Source organism: Knoellia sp. S7-12, from assembly GCF_040518285.1.
Classification (GTDB): domain Bacteria; phylum Actinomycetota; class Actinomycetes; order Actinomycetales; family Dermatophilaceae; genus Knoellia.
Genome location: NZ_CP155449.1, coordinates 2,091,307 through 2,112,369, shown reverse-complemented (window position 1 = coordinate 2,112,369; position 21,063 = coordinate 2,091,307). Strand labels below are relative to the sequence as shown.

Annotated in this window: 21 protein-coding genes; 7 read left to right on the top strand and 14 right to left on the bottom strand. The window is 68.4% G+C overall.

Translation table 11 applies throughout. The features are described 5' to 3' along the window. Positions 1-65 precede the first annotated feature (65 nt). The 6 genes from V6K52_RS10125 to V6K52_RS10100 form a co-directional block, all read right to left on the bottom strand. Positions 66-251: a hypothetical protein gene (locus tag V6K52_RS10125; protein WP_353949992.1), complete on the bottom strand. Its 186-nt coding sequence runs from the start codon at positions 249-251 to the stop codon at positions 66-68. Then, positions 251-391: a hypothetical protein gene (locus tag V6K52_RS10120; RefSeq protein ID WP_353949991.1), complete on the bottom strand. Its 141-nt coding sequence runs from the start codon at positions 389-391 to the stop codon at positions 251-253. Before V6K52_RS10120 ends, V6K52_RS10125 begins: the two co-directional genes overlap by 1 nt. Next, the gene (locus V6K52_RS10115; protein WP_353949990.1) at positions 388-1,020 is read right to left on the bottom strand and encodes a hypothetical protein; all 633 of its coding nucleotides are present in this window, start codon (positions 1,018-1,020) and stop codon (positions 388-390) included. The genes V6K52_RS10120 and V6K52_RS10115 overlap by 4 nt, the downstream gene beginning before the upstream one ends. A gap of 75 nt (positions 1,021-1,095) precedes the next feature. Next, entirely contained in the window at positions 1,096-1,965 is an 870-nt protein-coding gene (locus tag V6K52_RS10110) for a hypothetical protein (RefSeq protein ID WP_353949989.1), read from the bottom strand. A 231-nt stretch (positions 1,966-2,196) separates the two neighbouring features. Beyond that, entirely contained in the window at positions 2,197-2,466 is a 270-nt protein-coding gene (locus tag V6K52_RS10105) for a hypothetical protein (RefSeq protein WP_353949988.1), read from the bottom strand. Between the two features lie 982 nt (positions 2,467-3,448). Continuing rightward, positions 3,449-5,041, bottom strand: a complete 1,593-nt coding sequence (locus V6K52_RS10100) for a recombinase family protein (RefSeq protein WP_353949987.1) — start codon at positions 5,039-5,041, stop codon at positions 3,449-3,451. Positions 5,042-5,090: 49 nt separating this feature from the next. Between V6K52_RS10100 and V6K52_RS10095 the strand changes: the two genes are divergently transcribed. The 4 genes from V6K52_RS10095 to cphA are packed head-to-tail and all read left to right on the top strand — an operon-like array spanning position 5,091 to position 10,745. Further along, on the top strand, positions 5,091-5,678 hold the full coding sequence (locus tag V6K52_RS10095; RefSeq protein ID WP_353949986.1) for an LLM class flavin-dependent oxidoreductase: 588 nt from the start codon (positions 5,091-5,093) through the stop codon (positions 5,676-5,678). Between the two features lie 27 nt (positions 5,679-5,705). After that, positions 5,706-6,938, top strand: coding sequence for a phosphoserine phosphatase SerB (gene serB, locus V6K52_RS10090; protein WP_353953762.1), 1,233 nt, complete (start codon positions 5,706-5,708; stop codon positions 6,936-6,938). Between the two features lie 19 nt (positions 6,939-6,957). Continuing rightward, entirely contained in the window at positions 6,958-7,815 is an 858-nt protein-coding gene (locus V6K52_RS10085; RefSeq protein ID WP_353949985.1) for a cyanophycinase, read from the top strand. 53 nt (positions 7,816-7,868) lie between these two features. Then, positions 7,869-10,745: a cyanophycin synthetase gene (cphA, locus tag V6K52_RS10080; protein WP_353949984.1), complete on the top strand. Its 2,877-nt coding sequence runs from the start codon at positions 7,869-7,871 to the stop codon at positions 10,743-10,745. A gap of 48 nt (positions 10,746-10,793) precedes the next feature. On the opposite strand, the gene V6K52_RS10075 is transcribed toward cphA, so the two are convergent. Genes V6K52_RS10075 through fabG form a run of 3 tightly spaced genes read right to left on the bottom strand, consistent with a single transcriptional unit; the run spans position 10,794 to position 14,547 of the window. Then, complete coding sequence (locus tag V6K52_RS10075; protein ID WP_353949983.1) at positions 10,794-12,998, bottom strand: tetratricopeptide repeat protein; 2,205 nt, start codon at positions 12,996-12,998, stop codon at positions 10,794-10,796. A 25-nt stretch (positions 12,999-13,023) separates the two neighbouring features. Next, positions 13,024-13,782: an enoyl-ACP reductase FabI gene (gene fabI, locus V6K52_RS10070; RefSeq protein WP_353949982.1), complete on the bottom strand. Its 759-nt coding sequence runs from the start codon at positions 13,780-13,782 to the stop codon at positions 13,024-13,026. Between the two features lie 51 nt (positions 13,783-13,833). Continuing rightward, positions 13,834-14,547, bottom strand: coding sequence for a 3-oxoacyl-ACP reductase FabG (gene fabG, locus V6K52_RS10065; RefSeq protein WP_353949981.1), 714 nt, complete (start codon positions 14,545-14,547; stop codon positions 13,834-13,836). 87 nt (positions 14,548-14,634) lie between these two features. Between fabG and V6K52_RS10060 the strand changes: the two genes are divergently transcribed. Beyond that, the gene (locus tag V6K52_RS10060; RefSeq protein ID WP_353949980.1) at positions 14,635-14,931 is read left to right on the top strand and encodes a DUF3099 domain-containing protein; all 297 of its coding nucleotides are present in this window, start codon (positions 14,635-14,637) and stop codon (positions 14,929-14,931) included. Positions 14,932-14,975: 44 nt separating this feature from the next. Then, entirely contained in the window at positions 14,976-15,176 is a 201-nt protein-coding gene (locus V6K52_RS10055; protein WP_353949979.1) for a hypothetical protein, read from the top strand. 4 nt (positions 15,177-15,180) lie between these two features. On the opposite strand, the gene moaA is transcribed toward V6K52_RS10055, so the two are convergent. Next, positions 15,181-16,191 (bottom strand): GTP 3',8-cyclase MoaA, encoded by a 1,011-nt coding sequence (gene moaA, locus V6K52_RS10050; protein WP_353949978.1) that lies wholly within the window; start codon positions 16,189-16,191, stop codon positions 15,181-15,183. 32 nt (positions 16,192-16,223) lie between these two features. Between moaA and V6K52_RS10045 the strand changes: the two genes are divergently transcribed. Then, positions 16,224-17,009, top strand: coding sequence for an SURF1 family protein (locus V6K52_RS10045; RefSeq protein ID WP_353949977.1), 786 nt, complete (start codon positions 16,224-16,226; stop codon positions 17,007-17,009). A gap of 36 nt (positions 17,010-17,045) precedes the next feature. Here the strand turns inward: V6K52_RS10045 and V6K52_RS10040 are convergent, their stop codons facing one another. From V6K52_RS10040 to V6K52_RS10025, 4 genes are all read right to left on the bottom strand, one after another. Beyond that, positions 17,046-17,618, bottom strand: coding sequence for a class F sortase (locus V6K52_RS10040; protein ID WP_353949976.1), 573 nt, complete (start codon positions 17,616-17,618; stop codon positions 17,046-17,048). A 194-nt stretch (positions 17,619-17,812) separates the two neighbouring features. Continuing rightward, positions 17,813-18,394, bottom strand: coding sequence for a hypothetical protein (locus tag V6K52_RS10035; protein WP_353949975.1), 582 nt, complete (start codon positions 18,392-18,394; stop codon positions 17,813-17,815). A 279-nt stretch (positions 18,395-18,673) separates the two neighbouring features. Beyond that, positions 18,674-18,985 carry a hypothetical protein gene (locus V6K52_RS10030; protein WP_353949974.1) on the bottom strand — a complete coding sequence of 104 codons (312 nt, stop codon included), beginning with the start codon at positions 18,983-18,985 and terminating at the stop codon, positions 18,674-18,676. 88 nt (positions 18,986-19,073) lie between these two features. After that, on the bottom strand, positions 19,074-20,969 hold the full coding sequence (locus V6K52_RS10025) for an ABC transporter ATP-binding protein (protein ID WP_353949973.1): 1,896 nt from the start codon (positions 20,967-20,969) through the stop codon (positions 19,074-19,076). Between the last annotated feature and the right edge of the window lie 94 nt (positions 20,970-21,063).

The window sequence follows — 21,063 nt, the reverse complement described above, 5'->3', positions numbered from 1 at the left end:
AGAGGGCGGGGCCCACGACGAGGACCACTGCAGGACAATGGCCCTCGTCGTGGGCGAGGCGGGCGCTACTTGTCGGCGACCATGCCGCGGAGAGACGAGGTGTCGACGGGCTCGGGCTTGGTCCCGGTCCCGACGCGAGGCGGCGGCGGGACGAAGAGGACCGGGGCCGGGCGCCCCGCGAGTCTCGAGAGGGCCTTAGGCGTTGAGCCGGGGTCGCCATAGTTGGCCGGGCGGTTGTTGCTGCGCGGCATCAGCGACCTCGGATCTCGAGCGCCAGCGCGGCCCGCGCTGCGGACTCCGCGACCTTCTCGGCGCGAGCGATTGAGTCGGCGTCGTCGGGGCGGATCGTCGCAAGGATCTCGTCGAGTCGGGCGTCGAGGGAGTCGCTCACTTGGCGCTCATCTCCGCGACGAGAGCCGAGACCTGATTCCTTGGCGCGACCATGACGACCACGCGCATTTCGTCACGCTGCGTCCTCGCGCCGAGGTCCTTACTACGGATGTGGACGCTCCGCACCCAAGAGCCGGTGTTCGGCTGCGCGGAGCCGTCGGACTGCGGGACGTAGCGGCTGAGCCCTTCGCGCTCTTCGAGGGCGGCGTCGAGGATCGCGAGGGACTCGCGGGCGCGACGGTCTGCATCGAGCCACGCGGCACAGAACGCGGCGCGGCCTCCCTTCGCCATGCCCGACGTCTGTGTCTTGTCGTAGGCGATGAGGGCGGCCTTAGCCGGGGCAGTGAGGGCACGCGCGGCCTCTTCGAGAGAGCGAACGGCCACGTTGCGGGCGGCAAGCCAGGCGTCGCGGTCGCCGTAGTCGCGCTCGGGGTGTGTGTCGGCCCACTCCCGAGACGCGGCGGCATGCTCGCGATGAGCGGCGGCGCCCGCCGCGTTGGCGGAGAGCCACGCTTCGCGGGCGTCGGTGGCACCGAGAGCGTTGTCGAGAGCGGCGGGGAGAAGGTCGCGGCCCGCGGGGGCAGGCTGCGCTTGGCCGGGGGTCGTGGTGATGATGAGGCGATCAGACATGGGTTAGGCGTCCTTGGGTGTGTGGAGGGTTGCCGCGGGCCGGTATTCGGCACACGGTGTAAACGGGATGGGCGGTTAGAGGCCGATAGCGGACGCGGCGCGAGCCCGCTCGAAGTGGGCGCGCGAAGCGTTGTCGACATCGTCGACGTCGTGCGACGTAGCGGCGTCCTCGAGGGCCTCAAGGCGACGGCGCTCGACGCGGGCGGTCGTGACCCGTGAAGCGCGGGCGGTGGCGAGATCGCGCCGGTAGGACGTCATGCACTCGCGGCAATAGCCATAGCGAGTGTCCGTGATGCGGCCCGTGGCGCCCTTGGCGCGGAAGTCGGCCTCGGTCCGCGGATGCTCGCAACGTGAGCACGTCCGCGGATCGGTGAGATCGACGGCGTCGTCGTCCTGGTCTTCGTCCTCGATGCCGTCAAAGAGAGTTACGCGACCGTACGGGCGGGCCGACGCGGGGAGTGGGCGCTCGAGGGCGTTGTCGATTCCCAGAAGCGCGGGGATGACCTCGTCGATCTCGACCTCGGGGCTATCGAGGAGACACGCGGGCGCGATGTGGTCGGCCCACACGAGGAGGGCCGTGTCGTTCTCGACGTCGTCGGAGACGCGAGTGAGGACGACGGTGGGGCCGCCGTGCCAGCGCGTCAGACGGATGACGGGGCCGGTCTCCTCGAGCGCCGTAGCAGTCATGGCCTCGGCGGCGTCGATTGACAGGCGCTCGAGGCGACGCAGGGCGGCTAAGGCGGTGTTCCTGCCGATGGGTGCGAAAGCGGAGACCACGGCAAGAACGTCGGGCTGAGAGACGCGGACTAGAGGAGTGTCAAGGTAGGCCTCATCGGCCTCGTCGCTGTAGGAGCGCGACGCAAGGAGGAGGAGGGCGCGGGCTGTATGGCCGAGGTCGGCGTCGGTGACGCGGGCGTCGGCGCGGGAGGTGGGATTGAGTGGCACGGGGGCGGCCTCTGGGGCGTGGGAAGGGGCAAGGGCGGTACCTCGTTTCTGATTCAGGTGAAGCGACGAGCCACTTGGCTACGTCGTGCCTCTCGCGCCACTGAGGCGAGAGGACTTACCTCGTCGTCGTCGAGGACGCGGCGAGGAGTTGGAGGGGCGTTCAGTCCACGGGGACCGGCGCGGGTTGCGAGACGCCGAACGCGGGGGGCGTGTCGGCGAACGTCTCGGGCTTCATCGGAGGGAACGCTCGAGGATCTCGGAGGCCATGCGCACGGCCTCGCTGGCGGCGGCGTGGTCTCCGCGGTCGAGGGCCTCAAGGGCTGCGACGTCGAGGAGTTGGACGGCCTCCGCGCGGCGGGCGGCGTCGAGAGCGCGGGCGCCCGCGACGACCGCGCGATGCTCGGCAACGCGATGTGCCGGGCGGCAGTACGTTGCCTTGCTCGACGGATCGAGAGGGGCGGTGCAGCCGCGATAGCGGCACTTGGTGACGGTGAGTGACATGAGGGCTCCTTGGCCCTCGACAGGGACCGGGTTGGTTGGTGGGTAGGAGAAGCTGTTACGTACGGACGGAGGCACAAGAGAGACGCCGTGGGCCATGGGGCCGACGGCGTCGGGGACTTGCGAGGGAGGAGCGGGGACACCGCCCGCCCCGTCGAGGAGCGCGTCCTGAGAACGGCGTCAACGAGGCGAGCGGCGAGGGCCGCCCAATTCCCAAGGGGCGGGAGCGTCGCGCTGGGCGCGTTTCGCTTCCAATAGGAAGGTGTCCGCGCTGAGGGTGAGTTGCTCATCCTGAGTCGAAAAGTGGCGTAGGTCACATCAGGTAGTGGGTTGCTCCTGACGGGAAGGTGTCCGAGTTGGGGCCTCGTTGCCCACGAGAGCGGCAGCGGGGCCGTGTGGGTCTTTAACTGCCACCCCTAGGTGGGTTTTAGCGTCCTTTCCCTATCTCTCTTAGAGAGTTGGTTCGCAGTAAGGCGGGAATAGTGAATAGAGGCTAAAACCCACCTGGGGGTGGCAGTTAGAGACCCACAAGCGCCGCCGCCCCTCCGCGTCTGGTCTGTCAGCCGCCGCCGCGGCCTTCCGCGATGCGTGTAAACGCTGCTGCGCCGCGCCCGCGGCCACCTCGAGGCGTGTAAAGGCTCCTCGATGGCGGCGCGGAGAGCCACACGCGGCCCCGCCCTCGACGACGTGAGGGCACCAGGAACGCGAGAGCCCCTCACGCGGCCCGTGTGGGGCTGCGGAGGGGCTCGAGGGGCGCGGAGGGCGCTAGTCGTCGGTGACGACGCGGAGGTAATCGCGGGACGGAGTCGGGAGCGGCTCGAGACCCAACCCACTGTCGACGCCGGGGCCGGGCGGAGGAGGCGCTGGGAGATCGGCGAAGCGCTCCCAGCCGGGCGCGAGGGCATCGTCGGTCGCGGCGAGAGCGGCACGGGCCTCGTCGGCTCAGGGACCGCGGGAACGGCGCGGAGGTGGCGCGGGCGGCGCTTCACGCGACGCTCACGTCGTCGCGGATGTAGTCGATAACGAGGCGTGAGGGATCGAACTTGCGAGACGCGGGGGCGAAGCCCGTGAGACGGACCCTCGCGACGACCGGCGCGAGGAGGAGTTGCCGCGCCGTCACGACGTCGCGCACTCCCCCGCGAGCGTCGGTCTCGGAGGCGTCGCCGAGGCGAGTCGCGGCGAGGGTGTCAGCGACCTCGGCGGCGTGCCAGTCGTTAGCCCAGGAACGTCCTGTGTCGCGCACGAACGCGAGGACGGCGCCGGACTCGGCCTCGGCTCGGAGACGCGCCCTCTCGGCCTTGAGGGTCGCGAGACGGGCGAGGAGCGCGGCGACGTCGGCGTCGTCGGCGCCCATCGCGGCGGATGCCTCACCGATGGCCGTCGCGACATCGAGGAGGGTGGCGCGGGCGGCTGCGGTGAGGGGTGACTCCTCGGACACGGTCTCGGTGATGCGCCGCTCCCCCACGGCTGCGAGCACCTCGGCGACGACGTGAGCCTCGGCGCGGTGAGCGGAGACCGTGGGCGAGTCACACGTCGCCCCTGTCGTCTTGCCCATGCAGCGATAGGCCGCAATGCCTCGAGAGGACGTGACGACCATGTTCTTGCCGCACCCGTCGCACACCATGAGGCCGGAGAGGAGCCGGGACCGCTTACGCCGTGGCTGCCCGCGCTCGGCGTGAGCGAGGAGAGCCGCCACGGCGTCGACGCGAGGCCGGTCGAGGAGCGGAGGCCATACGGCCAGCGGGAGGCCCGCCTCATCGCGGATGACGTCGCCGCGGTGGCTCTGACGTCCGAGGAGGTGAGGGGACGTCATCGTCGTGCGGAACGGGGTCGTGCTCCATGTACCGCGGTCGGCGCCGGTCGCGTCCTTGCCCGCGCGGATGAGGCGGCGGACCTCGGAGCGCGGCGCCGGGACGCCGCGGTTGTTGAGATCGCGGCAGATTCGCCACGGGCTCTCCCCCGCGATGAGGCGGTCGGCGCACTCGGAGAGGATCGCGACCTCATCCGCGATGGGGACGAGAGCCACGCCGGGTCCATCGACGCGGGGGGCGGTGGTGTAGCCGAAGCCGACGGCGCCGCCTGAGAAGCGGCCAGAGTGGCGGAGCGCGTGGATGCTCGAGGTGACGCGCTCGCGGATCGCGTCGCCCTCCATCTCGGCGAAGACGCCGATGAGGGTCGCCATCGCTTTGCCCTGCGCACTAGTGAGGTCGACGGCCTCCGTCGCGGAGGCGACCGCAACGTCCTTCTTGCCCCACTCATCAAGGAGGGTGAGGAGGTCGAGCGTCTTACGTGCGAGGCGGTCAAGGCGCCAGACGACGACGACGTCGACCTCGTCCGCGGCGATGCGTGCGCGGAGAGCGTCAAGGCCCGGGCGGTTAAGGCGTGAGTGCGTCGCCGACACGTCGACGTCCTCGAAGGTTGCAATGACCTTCCACGGCGCGGGGTCGCCGCGCTCATCGAAGCGGCCCGCCGCGTAGGCGGACGTGATCTCACGTTGACGAGTGACGGAGGTCGAGGTCTCGGTCTCCTGAGACAGCCGGACATAGAGGGCCGCGCGTAGGGTCTTCTTCGGGCTCATGGGATCTCCTCGCAGGTGTCCGCGTGTAAACGGACCTGTCTGACAGTAGTTGGTCAACTACCGCAACCCGCAGTTGCTCGCCGACATGGCACGAACCATCGACCACATCTCAGCGCGTGACGGCGAGGGTCGCCTCATCCTCGGGATCGGCTCCGGCTGGTTCGAGCGCGACTACGACGAGTACGGCTACGAGTTCGGTTCTGCTGGCGGCCGACTCAACGCGCTCGACCGCGACCTGCCCCTCATCAAGGAACGCTGGAGCAAGCTCAATCCGGCGCCCACACGTGAGATCCCGGTGCTCATCGGTGGCGGCGGCGAGCGCAAGACCCTGCGGATCGTCGCCGAGCAGGCCGACATCTGGCACGGATTCGGCGACGCCGACAAGATCGCCCACAAACACCGCGTCCTCGACGAGTGGTGCGCTCGCATCGGCCGCGACCCGTCGACCATCACCCGCTCCGCGGGCGTCAGCCCGACGCCTGGCCGGTTCCCCGAGGACGTCAGGGACTACGCCGCCGGAGCGGACGCCCTGTATGCCGTGGGCACCCGTCTGTTCACGACCGGACTGGGCGGTCCGGACTACGACCTCGGTCCGGTCCGTGACCTCCTCGCGTGGCGGGACGCGAAGAACTCCTAACCTGTGCCCGTGACCACGCAATCGCCCATGGACGCGCCGACGCCGGAACTGCCCTCCACGCTGCTCGTGACCCTCACTGGTGATGACCGTCCTGGTGTGACCAGTGCCCTGTTCGACGTGGTCGCGCCGACCGGAGCCGTCGTTCTCGACCTCGAGCAGGTCGTGGTGCGTGGCCAACTCACCCTTGCTGCTCTGCTGGCTCCGGGTGGCACGTCCAAGGAGCTGCGCGAGGTGCTGACCGAGGTGGGCGAGGACCTCGGCCTCGCCGTGAGTGTCGTCAAGGGTCGAGGTGACAACCGTCAACGACCCACAGGACGCGCGGCAGTCGTCGTCCTCGGCGCTCCTTTGCTCGCCGCGTCGGTCGCGGCCGTGTCTCGCTCGATCGCCGCGCACGGCGCCAACATCGACCGCATCCGGCGCCTCTCCCGCTATCCGGTGACGACGCTCGAGCTGGACGTCAGTGGGTCTGATCTCACCTCCCTGCGCCGCGAACTGTCTCTCGTCGCAGCCCGGGAGAAGGTCGACATCGCGGTCTCCCCTGCCGGGCTCGCCCGGCGTGGCCGACGCCTGGTCGTCATGGACGTCGACTCGACCCTCATCCAGGACGAAGTCATCGAGCTCCTCGCGCGCCATGCCGGTCGCGAGGCCGAGGTCGCTGCGGTCACCGAGCGCGCCATGGCGGGCGAGCTCGACTTCGCCGAGAGCCTCCATGCCCGCGTCGCCACCCTGGCCGGGCTCGACGTCTCAGTTCTCGACGAGGTGCGCGCGGCAGTCCGTCTCACGCCGGGGGCGCGCACCCTCGTGCGAACGCTCAAGCGCCTCGGATTCACCGTGGCCCTGGTCTCGGGCGGTTTCATCGAGATCGTCCAGCCGATCGCTGACGAGCTCGGCATCGACCACGCGCGGGCCAACCGGCTTGAGGTCATCGACGGACGCCTCACCGGTCGCGTCCTGGGGACAGTCGTGGACCGCGAGGGCAAGGCCACCGCCCTGCGTGAGTTCGCCGAGGCCGCTGGGCTCCCTCTGGCGCGCACGGTCGCCATCGGGGACGGCGCCAATGATCTCGACATGCTGGACACCGCCGGACTCGGCATTGCGTTCAACGCCAAGCCGCTGGTGCGCGAACAGGCCGACACTGCGGTCAACGTGCCCTATCTTGACGCAGTACTCCACCTTCTCGGGATCACCCGTGAAGAGATCGAGGAGGCCGACGACGCTGACGGCACACCGACACCCGCGCCTGCCGTCGAGCACGGCTGACACCTCCTAGGCTGGTCCAATGCCCCGCTACCCGTCCACCACACCGACTCTGTTCATCATCGGAGGCGCCGAAGACCGCGTCGGCCGGGCAGCTCTGCTGCGTCGGTTCGTCCGCATCAGTGGTGGTCGGCACTCACGCCTTGTGGTCATCCCGACGGCGTCGTCCTTCCAGGACGAGGTTGTTGCCTCCTACCGCGAGGTGTTCAACCGCTTCGGGGTCGAGTCGGTCGACGTCGTCAGCCCTCAGTCCCGCCACGAGGCTCACGACCCTCGCTCCGTCGCCCTCCTCGACCAGGCGACGGGGATCTTCATGAGCGGCGGTTCCCAGCTGCGACTCTCCCAATTCTTCCCCGGCACACCTCTCGGCGACGCCCTGCACCGCGCCCACGCGCGCGGCGCTGTCGTCGCGGGCACGTCCGCGGGTGCCTCGATCATGAGCGAGTTCATGATCTCCATGGGCGACGAGGGCATCACCCCGGTGCAGCGGGCGAGCCAGGTCAGCGCCGGCATCGGCCTCCTCAAGGGCGTCATCGTCGACCAGCACTTCGCCCAGCGCTCGCGATATGGTCGCCTGCTGTCCGTCGTGGCCACCTCGCCGAGCCTGCTCGGCATCGGGATCGACGAGGACACCGCCATCGAGGTCACCGACGGGTCCCGCTTCACCGTCCATGGCCGCGGTGGTGTCATCGTGATGAACTGTCGTGACGTGGTCACCGACGCCCCCGAAGCCCGCCGAGGCGCCCCTCTGCTCATCTCCGGTGCCGTCATCCACACGCTTCCCGCAGGCGCCACCTTCGACCTCATGTCGGCCAGCCTCGTCGACTTCGACGAGCAGCACGCCGACGTCGGCATCAGTCTCGCCGCGGCGAAGTCCTGACCAGCCCGACCTCCCTGCACCCTGCACCGCCCCTGCCAGCACCGAGGAGTCCGATGACCGAGGACCGCCCCACCCCCACCGGCCCCGCCGCACCCGAGCTCACGATCGTCGAGTCACGGATCTATCGCGGAGGCAACATCTGGTCCTACGACCAGGCCATTCATCTCATCGTGGACCTGGGCATCCTCGAGCAGTACCCCACCGATCTCCTCGACGGTTTCACCGACCGCCTCCTCGAGTTCCTTCCAGGCATGGAGAACCACACCTGCTCTCGTGGCGTCAAGGGCGGGTTCGTCCAGCGGCTGCGCGAGGGCACCTGGCTCGGACATGTGAGCGAGCACATCGCCCTCCAGCTCCAGCAGGAAGCCGGTCACGACCAGCGTCGCGGAAAGACGCGTGAGCTCAAGGATCACCCCGGTCGCTACAACGTCGTCTACGGCTACTCCGATGAGGGCGTGGGCCTGGCCGCAGGCAAGCTCGCGGTTCGTCTCGTCAACCACCTCGTCGAGGCCGAAGAGGACTTTGATTTCGACAGCGCCCTCGAGACGTTCCTGCGCCGCGCCGAGCGGACCGGATTCGGACCGTCGACCGCCGCGATCCTCGAAGAGGCCGTCAGCCGCGACATCCCCTACATCCGGCTCAACAGCGCCAGCTTGGTTCAGCTCGGGCAGGGAGTCCACGCCCAGCGCATCCGGGCAACGATGACCTCCAAGACCGGTGCGCTGGCCGTCGACATCGCCTCCGACAAGGACCTGACGACCAAGCTGCTGGGTTCGGCCGGGCTTCCCGTGCCCAAGCAGGAGACCGTGCGTGGGCCCGAGGACGCCGTCGCTGCCGCGCGACGGGTCGGTTTTCCCGTCGTCCTCAAGCCCCTCGACGGCAACCACGGCCGCGGCGTCTGCCTCGACATCACCACCGACGACGAGGTGCGAGAGGCCTTCGTTATCGCCCGCGAGCAGTCACGACGTGGGCACGTCATCGTCGAGTCGTTCATCACGGGCAAGGACTATCGCTGCCTCATCGTCGGGGGCCGCATGCAGGCCATCGCCGAACGCGTCCCGGCACACGTCGTGGGCGACGGCGAACACACGGTCACCGAGCTCGTCGACATCACGAACGCCGACCCGCGACGTGGGGTCGGCCACGAGAAGGTCCTCACCCGCATCAAGGTCGATCGGACCGCCGAAGGGCTCGTTCTGGAGCAGGGTTTCTCGATGGACGCCGTCCCGCCGCAGGGCACGATGGTCAAGCTCGCCCTCACCGGCAACATGTCGACGGGTGGCATCTCCGTCGACCGGACCTTCGACGCGCACCCCGACAACGTGGAGATCGCTGAAGAGGCGGCCCGCATGGTCGGGCTCGACGTCGCCGGCATCGATTTCATCTGCCCCGACATCGCCTCACCCGTGCGTGAGACCGGAGGCGCGATCTGTGAGGTCAACGCCGCACCGGGCTTCCGCATGCACACCCACCCGACGATCGGCGAGCCGCAGTTCATCGCCAAGCCCGTCGTCGATCTGCTCTTCCCGCCAGGTTCGCCCTCCCGCGTGCCGATCGTCGCGGTCACCGGCACCAACGGCAAGACGACGACCTCGCGCATGATCGCCCACATCATGAAGGGTGTCGGTCGCAAGGTCGGCATGACGTCGACGGATGGCATCGTCGTCGACGAGCGCCTCGTCTTCAAGGCCGACGCCTCCGGACCCAAGTCCGCCCGGATGGTGCTGCAGAACCCCCGCGTCGACTTTGCCGTGATGGAGGTCGCCCGCGGTGGCATCCTGCGCGAGGGTCTCGGCTACGACCGCAACGACGTCGCGGTGGTGACCAACGTCGCGCCCGACCACCTGGGGCTCCGAGGCATCAATACGGTCGAGCAGCTCGCCGACGTCAAGGCCGTCATCGTCGAAGCGGTGCCCCGCACCGGTTTTGCGGTGCTCAATGCCGACGACCCACTGGTCCGCAAGATGCGTCGGCGGTGCTCCGGGTCCATCGTGTGGTTCACCATGTCGCCCCCCGGATCCTCCATCCGTGACTTCGTCGACGACCACTGCCGCCGTGGAGGTCGGGCCGTCGTGCTCGAGCCGTCCGAGAAGGGCGACATGATCGTCATCCGGCACGGTCGCCGGGCGATGCAGCTCGCCTGGACCCACCTCCTCCCTGCCACCTTCGGCGGCACCGCGATGTTCAACGTCGCCAACGCCATGGCCGCGGCAGGAGCCGCCTTCGCCGTCGGCACCGGCCTGCACGAGATCCGTCAGGGGCTGCGGACCTTCTCGACGAGCTACTACCTCTCACCCGGCCGCATGAACCAGATCAGCGTCAACAACGTGGACGTCATCGTGGACTACTGCCACAACGCCCCCGCCATGAAGGTCCTCGGCGACTTCGTCGAGCGATATGCCGACGCCAAGGCGGGTTCGAGCGAGCTCGGCAAGATCTCCCGCCTGGGTGTCATCGCCACCGCTGGTGACCGACGCGATGAGGACATGCGCGAGCTCGGCGCCATCGCTGCTCAGCACTTCGACGTCCTGGTCGTGCGTGAGGACGTCGGTCTGCGGGGTCGCAAGCGTGCCGAGACCGCGGGTCTTGTCGCCGAGGGCGCGAAGGCGGCCATGGCCGACGGTGCCCGCTGCCGCCAGGTCGAGATCGTCACCGACGAGCTCTCCGCTGTGCGTCACGTCATGGCCCGCGCCAACCCCGGTGACATCGTCGTCGTCTGCGTCGACCAGCACGGCGTCGTCATGAACGAGCTCGAGACCATGACCAAGCAGGCCCAACCGGGCACGCACACGGCGGACTCGCTCGCCGACCCTGACCTCGACCCGAACGCGCTCTCCGCGGAGGCGCAGCTCAGTGGCGACCAGGCCACCGATCAGGATCTTGCCGAGCACGACGCAGACGTTGACAGTGAGGCTCAGGCCACCACCTGATCGTCACGTCCCGTTGCGCGACCCGGTCCGAAAGGGACGTGGATCCGATCAGTCGCGCGGCGGGATCAGGTCGGCTGCGTATGCCGTGAGCGAACGGCGGTAGCGCCGGACGTCTTCGTCCATGCTCTCGTGAGCCACTGCCGCCAGCAGGCCACCGAGGGCCTCCTCGTGGCGTCCTGCCGACTGCAGGGCCAACGCGCGGAAGGCGGCGATGCCGATCGACTCCGGCCGCTCCAGCGCCAGGTCGTCAAGGAGCTTGACGGCTTCGTCGTGCTCACCGGCGTTGCGCAGCGACGACGCCATCTGGATCACGGCTCGGTGCCGGAACGGCTCTCGCAGACCGCTGCTCAACGCCTCACGATAGAGCTCAACCGCTCGCTCGGGCTGCCCGGCCGAGTCGAACGTCCCGCCGTACTCGTAGGCGATACGGGCATCAGCCGGGTACGCGGCATACAGTGCCGTCCCGGTCGAGATGCGCCTCTCTTCGTCCTCGTCCTCCCATAGCGCCGCGATGGCGTCCTCCGCCTCGTGCTCGCCGCGGGCGAGGATGACCTTGCGTCGGATCGTGGAAGCGGTGTCGGCGACCGCACCGGTCTGCGCCAGCCAGTCATAGATGGCCTCGCGCTCGGAGTGACACATGATCGCCACGACGTCACCGTCGTGGGCCACCTCGACCAGGGCCTTGAGTCCGGCCAGCTCGGTCGGGGCCGAGGCGATGTCGGCAACGCCGGCGCGCTGGAGCCCGACCCGCAGGTGCGCTTCGAGATCCTCCATCGTGCGTCCGCGAAGGTAGTGCTCCTTGTGGGCCGCGATGATGTGGTCTGCCCGGTGTCCGGCGATCTCGCCGAGGTTCTCGAGGATCTCGTCGGTGCGGTCTCCGCCGGCCCCGAGTCCGAGGTGAATCCTCGAGCCCGGCTGCCGCAGTCCCTCGGCGACATCCATGAGCGCTTCCAGTCCAGCCTCGTTGTGGGCGAGGTCGACGATGACGGTGCACCTGCCGCCAGCGCCCGCGGGGGCCGTGTAGGTGTTCATCCGGCCGGGGTTGAGGGCCGCGTCGGGTCGGAACGTCCGCAGTCCTTCGATGACGGCGGCCCGGTCGATCCCCAGCGCCAGGGCGGCCGCGGTGGCAGCGAGCACGTTGGCGACGTTGTGGCTGGAGAGCCCGCTGATCGTCATCGGAACGTCGACCACGGACACGAGACGGTCCGGGATGCCGGAGTCGGTGAGGACGGTGACACTGTCGTCGAGCACAGTGATCGCCCGACCTCCCAGACCGAGGGCTTCACGGATGGCCGGGGAGTTGGCATCGAGCGTGAAGACCCAGGGTTTGGCGGGCGAGCCGGTGCGCATCGCCCAGACCCGGGGGTCGTCGCCGTTGAGCACCGTCCAGCCATCGGGCCGGGTGGCCCGGGTGATGATTGCCTTGACCTCGGCGAGCTGGTCCACCGTGTCGACGCCCTGCAGGCCGAGGTGATCCGCCGTCACGTTGGTCACGACCGATACGTCGTTGTGCGAGACGCCCAGACCCTTGAGGAGCATGCCGCCGCGGGCCGTCTCGAGGATGCCGACCTCGACTCCGGGCGCATCGAGCACACCTCGCGCGCCGGCAGGGCCAGAGAAGTCCCCCGGCTCGATCATGGTCCCGTGGTCAACGACACCGTCGGTGGAGCTCCAGGCCGTGTGCTTGCCGGCCGTCATCGAGATGTGGGCGAGCAATCGCGTGGTCGAGGTCTTGCCGTTGGTGCCGGTGATGGAAGCGACCGGAATGCGCGGCGTGACGATGCGAGCAGGCTGACCATGGGGTGCGTCACGCACCAGCTCGGCCTGCGCGTCGACGACGTCACGACCCTCGAGCCACGCCGCCAGAACGGGGGCGACTGACTCACCGAGCGCCTGAGCCGGTCCGCGACGACGCCACACGAACGAGACGACGACGACGGAGCGGTCACCGCCGGAGCGAGACCGCACCCCGAGTCGGCTCGTGCCGGAGTCGCGCGACACCCGACGCACCGCGCGCTCGGCCAGCCGGGCGATGACCCGCTGACGCTGCTCGGTGCCCGCAGCTCCCGCCTGGATGGCGCCCAGACCAGCGGTGCGCGCAACGCGGCGGACGGTGTCCTTGTCCGCTTGGAGGTATGCCGTGAGGTCCAGGGTGACCTTGACGGCCGGCTTGGGGAAATAGAGGTTGGGGCCTTCGAGGACCCGGACCTCGATGGCGGTCACGGCAGGGCTGGTGCGAAGGTCGCTGGTCACCCGCAGAGCCTAGTTGTCGTGGGGGTCAGAAGCCCATCGCGTGCGCGCCACCGTCGACGTGGACGATTTCGCCCGTCGTCGCCGGGAACCAGTCGGACAGGAGCGCAACACATGCCTTGGCGGCGGGCACCGCGTCGTTGACGTCCCAGCCCAGGGGCGCGCGCTGGTCCCAGGACTCCTCGAACGTCTGGAAGCCGGGGATGGACTTGGCGGCGGTGGTACGGATCGGACCGGCCGCGACGAGGTTGCAGCACACTCCCTTGGGGCCGAGGTCGCGCGCCAGATAGCGGTTGGTCGACTCGAACGCGGCCTTCGCCACGCCCATCCAGTCATAGACCGGCCAGGCGAACTTCGCATCGAAGGTGAGTCCGACGACCGACGAGCCAGGGCTCATGAGAGGCAGCGCCGCAACGGCGAGTGACTTGAGTGAGTACGCCGAGGCATGCATTGCCGTCGAGACGTCCTCGAACGTCGCGTCGAGGAAGTTGAACGCTCCTTGCGGGGCGAAACCGATCGAGTGCAGCACACCGTCGAGGTGGTCGACGTGCTCACCGAGACGCTCTGCCAGCGTCTCCAGGTGCTCGGCGTTGGTGACGTCGAGCTCGACGACCGGCGGCGTCGTCGGCAACCGCTTGGCGATGGTCGTCGTGATCTTCATGGTCCGCCCGAAGGAGGTGAGCACGACCTCGGCGCCCTGCTCCTGCGCCAGCTTGGCGACGTGGAAGGCGATCGAGGAGTCCATGAGGACTCCCGTGATGAGCAGCTTCTTGCCCTCGAGCAGCATCGGCGTCGTTCTCCTTCTCGGTGTGGGTCTTCGGGGTTGGGGTCAGGCGGGTCAGTGGCCCATGCCAAGGCCGCCATCGACGGGGATGACTGCCCCGGTCACATAGGCCGCGTCGTCGGAGGCGAGAAAGCGCACCACAGCGGCCACCTCGGCGGGCTGGGCAAAACGACCAGCAGGTATGCCGGCCTTGTAGGTCTTCTGCGTGTCGTCCGGCAGCGCTGCGGTCATGTCCGTCTCAATGAACCCCGGGGCGACGACGTTGGCGGTGATGCCGCGGCCGCCCAACTCACGGGTCACGGAGCGTGCGAGTCCCACGAGGCCCGCCTTGCTCGCCGCGTAGTTGGCCTGCCCCGGTCCGCCATAGAGCCCGACCACGCTCGAGATGAGGATGATCCGGCCGCCGCGAGCCTTGATCATGCCGGTGCTCGCGCGACGAACACAGCGGAAGGCACCAGCGAGGTTGGTGTCGATCACTGCGTCGAAGTCGGCGTCGCTCATGCGCATGAGGAGGCCGTCCTTGGTGATGCCCGCGTTGGCCACGAGCACCTGGACGGGTCCGCCGAATATCTCCTCGGCGGCGTTGAAGGCCGCGTCGACCGAAGCAGAGTCGGTGACGTCACACGTCACGGCAGTCAGCCCGTCCGGAGCGTCACCGCTTCGGCTCGTCACGACCACGGTGTCCCCACCGTCGACGAACGCCGTGGCGATGGCCAGACCGATCCCCCGGTTGCCCCCGGTGACGAGGACGTTGCGTGCTTCGCTCATGGCGCCTGACGCTAGTGGACTACTCCCCGGTAGCCCGCATCGCCCTGGTCGTGCCGCGCCTTCAGGATGCAGACGTAGAGTGCAGTGGTGAGCGCGAACCGGCGAGGCGAGCCGACGGTGCAGTCCGTGACGAGTGCACGGTCTGCAGCCGACGACGACATCAGCGCGAGGACGAAGCACTACCTCGTGACGATGGGGATCCGCACAGGGTGTTTCGTCCTCGCCGTCATTACCGAGGGGTGGATCCGGTGGACGTGCGTCGCGCTGGCCGTCGTCCTTCCCTACGTCGCGGTCGTGTTTGCCAACGCCCGGTCGCCGCGCACGGCCGGTCGGGTCTCGGCCGTCACTCCGCGCGACCCTCACCGCCAGCAGCTCGACCAGTGATCAGTCTGTTTGAGTCGGGATCGCCGAGTCCGAGCAGCCCCGAGATGATCTGCAGTGCCAAAGGCTGCCGGCAGCAGGCAACCTGGGCCCTGCTGTGGAACAACCCGAAACTCCACACGACGCAGCGCCGCAAGGTGTGGCTCGGTTGCGACGAACACCGCGTCACGCTGGGTGACTTCCTGTCGATGCGGGGCTTCCTGCGCGAGACCGTCCCGGTCGACGCGATCCCCGCCGACGCCGGCTAGTTTCCTAGCCGCCGATGGCGCTCATGGGGCGGATCGGTTGCACGAAGTCGGCACTGCCGATGCCGTGCCCCTTGGCCTTGCGCCACATCTCCCCCGTGATGAGAGACGCGAGCTCGTCATCGCTGGCGCCGTCTCGCATAGGCCCGCGCAGGTCGGTCTCGCGCTGCGAGAAGAGGCAGTTGCGCACCTGACCGTCGGCGGTGAGCCGGGTGCGGTCGCAGGCCCCGCAGAACGGTGCAGTGACACTCGCGATGATGCCGACCGTGGCCGGTCCCCCATCGACGAGGAAGCGCTCTGCCGGGGCACTGCCGCGCTCAGCCTCAGGCAGCGGCGTGATCGTGAAGCGTTCGGACAGGCGTGACCTGATCTCGTCGGCACCGATCATCGTCGAGGCATCCCAGCCGTGCTGCGCATCGAGCGGCATCTGCTCGATGAAGCGCAACTCGTAGCCGCGCTCCAGACACCAGGACAGCAGGTCTGCCACCGAGTGGTCGTTGATGCCGCGCATGGCGACGGCGTTGACCTTGACCGGGACGAGTCCGGCCTCTCGGGCTGCGTCCAGACCGGCCTCGACGTCGTGGAGGCGGTCCCGACGAGTGAGGTCCGCGAACTCCTGGGGGTCGACGGTGTCGAGACTGATGTTGACCCGGTCCAGACCCGCTGCCGCCAACGGGCCGGCGAGCCGGTTCAAGCCGATGCCGTTGGTGGTCATGGCGATCTTCGGGCGCGGTGAGAGTGCCGCGATCCTAGCCACGACGTCCGTGAGGGATCGACGGAGCAGTGGCTCTCCCCCGGTGAGTCGCACCTGCTCGACACCCAGCGCGACAAAGATCGTGACCAGCCGGACCAGCTCATCGTCGGTCAGCATCTCGGGTTTGGCGAGCCACGGCAGACCCTCGGCCGGCATGCAATAGCGGCACCGCAGGTTGCATCGGTCGGTGACCGATACCCGCAGGTCACGAGCCACCCGACCATGTTGGTCGAGGAGGCGGGCGGCCGTCGGGGCGGTGGACATGACCTCAGGGTATGCCGGGTAGCGTGACGAGCGTGTTTCGGCGTCTGTTCACCCCCCGCTGGATGGGTGTTCTCGCCCTCTCGGTCCTCTATGCCGTGCTCGCCTATCAACTCGGTCACTGGCAGTACGGGCGCCACGAGTTCAAGGTCGAGCGCAACGCACTCCTCGACTCCCACTACCGGGCCGACCCGCTTCCGGTCGACGACGTCCTGACGGATCGTCCGGTGAACCGCGCCGAGGACGACTGGACCAGGGTCACCGCCTCAGGCGTGTATGCCGGCGAGCAGCTTCTCGTGCGCAACCGGCCCAACAACAGCATTTTCGGCTACGAGGTGCTTGCACCCCTGCGGCTCGCGGATGGGACAACCGTGGTCGTCGACCGCGGGTGGGTGGAGAACTCCGCGCGCGGTGCAGCAGTCCTCCCCGACATCCCGCCGGCACCGCAGGGTGAGGTCACGGTCGTCGGTTGGGTCCGCCCTGCCGAGAGCACTCAGAACAAGAAGCTGCCCTCTGGTCAGGTCGCGAGCATCAGCCTTCCCGATGTCGAGCAGGCTTGGGACACCGAGGTCCTCGACGGCTACGTCGTTCTCGACTCGGAACGAACCTCCGACGGATCCACTCCAGCTCGCCCGGCCCGGCTCGCCGACCCTGACCGCAGCCTGGGCCCCCATCAGGCGTATGCATTCCAGTGGTGGATGTCGATGCCGGTCGGGTTGCTTCTGATCTGGTTGGGACTGCGGCGGGAAATTCGGGATGAGCAGCCGGAACACGCAGCGAAGCCCAAGAAGGTCCGCATCTGGGACGAAGAGGACTACTGACGCCCGGTCTGATCGATACGGGTCGCGGGTTCAGGTTCAGATCGCGTCAGCGACGACGACGTAGTTCGCGACCCGATGTCCGTCGCTGCGATAGCCCAGCTCGTCATCGCACGTGATGAGCACGATCCGACGCTTCGAGGTGTTCTGACCCCACACGTCCGCATCTCGTGTAAGCGCGGACTTCTTCACCACGGCGGCGCGCTTGACGATGTAGGTCCGGGTGACCGAGCCCGAGGTGACGACCACCTTGTCGCCCACGCGGACCGCAGAGAGCCGAGCGAAGACGTCACCCTCGCCGGACGAGACGACGTGACCCGCCACCACAGCCGTGCCGACCTTGCCCGGTTGGACCCGGCCATAGCCGCGGACCCACATCGCTGTGCCTGCGGCCGGATTGATCTTGCCCGCCGAGTTCACCCCGCCGGAACGCATCGGGGTGTTCAGGCCGATGTCGGACACCCGCAGCCGCAGGCCCCCTGTGACCGTCGACTTCGAGACCTGGGGAGGGCTGGCGCTCTGAGCCGAGTCGCGCTGGGGTGTGAGCGTGGGCTCTGGCTCTGGCTTGGGCTCGGGTGTCGCAGTGGGCGCGGCCCGGGGAACCACCGTCACCAATGGGGTCCTCGATGAGGTCGCAGACGGACTCACCACCGGGGCACTCGCACTCGGTGGCGCAGACGTCGAGGCCGACGGCCCCGAAGCGATTGGGGACGCCTCTTCTCTCCCCCGGTTGAGACCGAGGGAGAGAAGGAGCGCGCCGACGAAGATGGCGACCACGCCCCCAGCAAGCAAGGGGCGGCGTCTCATCAGGAGTGGCTGCCCCGACGACGGACGACGACTGCGGTTGCGGCACCACCGGCGAGGAGCAGGGCGGCGCCCCCGCCGACGAGGGCGAGGTTGGGGCCGACTGGCTCGACGAGGTCGGTCTCCACGACCGGCCCAGTGGGACCCGTCGGCGTCGAGGTGGCCGTCACGGTCGAGGTGGCCGTCACGGTCGAGGTGGGCGTCTTGCTCGGCTCCGGGTTCTGCGGCTCGCCGCAGTCCTCCGCATCCACCTTTTCGGTGGCGACCCCCTCGCCGTTGGTCTCCCAGTTGTCGTCCCAGTTCTGGCCCGGGAAGCTCACCGTCTCCTCGGAGTTCTCGGCCATGTACTCGAACGGCGGGATGACGTCGTTGTCGTTCTGGTGCTGGTCGTGGCCCTGCTGAGTGATGGCGGCAGCGTCGATCGTGATGACGACGAACTTGTCCGGATTGCCTGTTGCGTGGCAGATCGTGACGTTGGGATTCGGGTCCGCGCTCGCGGCGCCCGCGAAGGCGATGCCCGAGGCGCCGATCACGGCCAGACCGAATCCAGCGGTGGTGAGTCGACGAGCTGTGTGGCGTGCCATGAGTCCTCCAAAGAATGAACTGGGGGACGCGCAGGTCGCGCCTCCCCCCACAACCATCGTGGTGACGACTGTCCCGAGAAGCCGCCAAAGTGGCCGAAGTTGACTCGAAGGGTCGCGGGGTGCGCTCGAAGTGACTAGACCGCCACGGATTCGGAGTGACCTTGGTGTCAGCGGAGAACTATCCAGCTCTTTGCATTCCCCCAGTTCACCGGCGGCGAGCCAGCCGATCCTCCCCGTCCCCGGCGCACCAGCCGGGGTACTTGACCTGCGGAAATGTCGTCACAGAGATCTTCTCCTTGGCATCAAATCGACGGCGGGGGACCTTCCGCGCAGACACTCAGTAGATGACGCCATGACCACAGCAGCCGACAGGATCGATGACGACGGCTCACCGGCTCCGCGAGCCGCCGAGCGAGCAAGTCCCCCGGGGACCTCGACGATCTCGACCGTCTTCGTCACGCGGCGTTCGTTTCGCAGTCGCGAGTTGTGAAGCACGATGTCGATGGCTCCGCCATACGGCACCGCCGACAAGGCCATTCGCGCGATCGTCTCCCCGATGAGTGGCGGCTCATCGCCAGTCTGAGTGCTCATCTCGGAAGTCTGCCCGGGCCGCCCCCGCCGGGAGAGGCAAAGATCGGCGGCGACGGGTTGAACGCAGCCAGTCACGGGCGAGGGGCTCTTAGGCGGTGGTGCGCGAGGTGGAGCCCTCATTATCTGCAGATGTGTCGAACTGTGTTGTGTAGAGGTCGCTGTAGAGACCACCAACCGTAAGCAGTTCGGCATGGGTGCCTCGTTCGACGATCCTCCCCTTGTCGAGCACGAGGATCACGTCGGCGTGCCGGACCGTGGAGAGTCGGTGGGCGATGACGAGCGCGGTCCGGCCCTCGAGGGCGGTGTCGAGCGCGCGCTGGACGGCCACCTCGCTCTCGCTGTCCAGGTGGGCGGTCGCCTCGTCGAGGACGACGAGGCGAGGACCCTTGAGGAGAAGCCGCGCAATGGCGATGCGCTGCTTCTCACCGCCGCTCAGCCGGTGCCCGCGGTCGCCGACAACCGTGTCGAGACCTGCTGGCAGTCGCTCGACGAGTTCCCACACACGAGCGGCGCGAAGTGCCGCCTCGACGTCGGCGTCGGTGGCCAACGGCGCGGCATACATGAGGTTGGCCCGGATCGTGTCGTGGAAGAGGTGCGCCTCCTGCGTGACCACGCTGACGGTGTCGCGCAGCGACTCCAGGGTGACCGTGCGCAGATCTACACCATTGATGCGCACCGCGCCGCTCGTCGGGTCATAGAGGCGGGCCACGAGTGCGGTCAGAGTCGACTTGCCGGCGCCGCTGGGGCCGACCAGAGCCACGAGCTGCCCGGGCTCGATGGTCGCGTCGATCTCGTGGAGCACGACGTCACCGGCCTCGCGGTCTCCGCTGGCGGACGACTCGAGCGACTTGAGCGACATCTCGCCAGCAGCCGGATAGTTGAAGCCGACGTGGTCGAGATCGAGGCGCACCGGGCCGGCGGGAACCACGGCCGCATCGGGCGCCTCGGCGACGAGGGGCTCGAGGTCGACGATCTCAAAGACCCGCTCGAAGGACACCAGCGCAGTCATGACGTCGACGCGAGCGTTGGAGATCGTCGTCAACGGACCATAGAGGCGCGCGAGCAGGGCGGTGAGAGCGAGGAGGGTGCCGACCGATATCCCCCCGTTCACCGCCATAACGCCGCCGAATCCGTAGACCAAGGCCGTTGCCAAAGCGGCAACGAGGGTGAGCCCGACGAAGAAGACGGAACGGTTGACGGCGATCCGCACCCCCACGTCCCTGACGCTCTCGGCGCGCTGGGAGTACTCACGGTTCTCGACCGCGGGATTGCCGTAGATCTTGACGAGGAGGGCACCGGCCACGTTGAAGCGCTCGGTCATGCGGGTGCCGAGGTCGGCGTTGAGGCCCATCTGGTCGTGGGCGAGCCCGGCCAGTCGTCCTCCCATCGTGCGCGCCGGAAGGAGGAACAGCGGCACGAGCACGAGGGAGGCGAGGGTCAGCTGCCACGAGAGATAGAACATGGTTCCGACGATGACGACGAGCGAGACGGCGTTGCTCACGACGCTCGAAAGCACCGACGTGAAGGCCTGCTGCGCTCCGATGACGTCGTTGTTGAGGCGCGACACCAGTGCACCTGTCTGGGCGCGGGTGAAGAACGCGATCGGCTGACGGAGGACGTGGGCGAACACCTGCGTGCGCAGGTCGACGATGAGCCCTTCCCCGATCCGGGCCGAGAGCCAGCGAGACAGCAGGGTGACCGCGGCGCTGACAACCGCAATGGCGGCGACGAGGAGGGACAGCCGGACGACGACCGCGGAGTCCTTCGGTTGGATTCCGTCGTCAATGAGGCTCTTGAAGAGCAGTGGCGTCGCGACGATGAGCAGTGCGTCGACGACGACGAGCGCGAGGAAGCCCACGATGATGCGGCGATAGGGACGCGCGTAGGAAAGGACGCGGCGTGCCGTCCCCGGCGCCAGCTCCTTGGACTTGACGCTCGCGTCCTTGCTCAGGCTCTGGATCGCCTGCCATCCGGCCATGCTCATGGTCTGGTGTTCCCGCCGTCGATGAACGTCTTCATGTGTCCGATCCTCATTGCTCAGGTGCGCTTGAGGTCAAACCAGCACCGTCGCCAACACA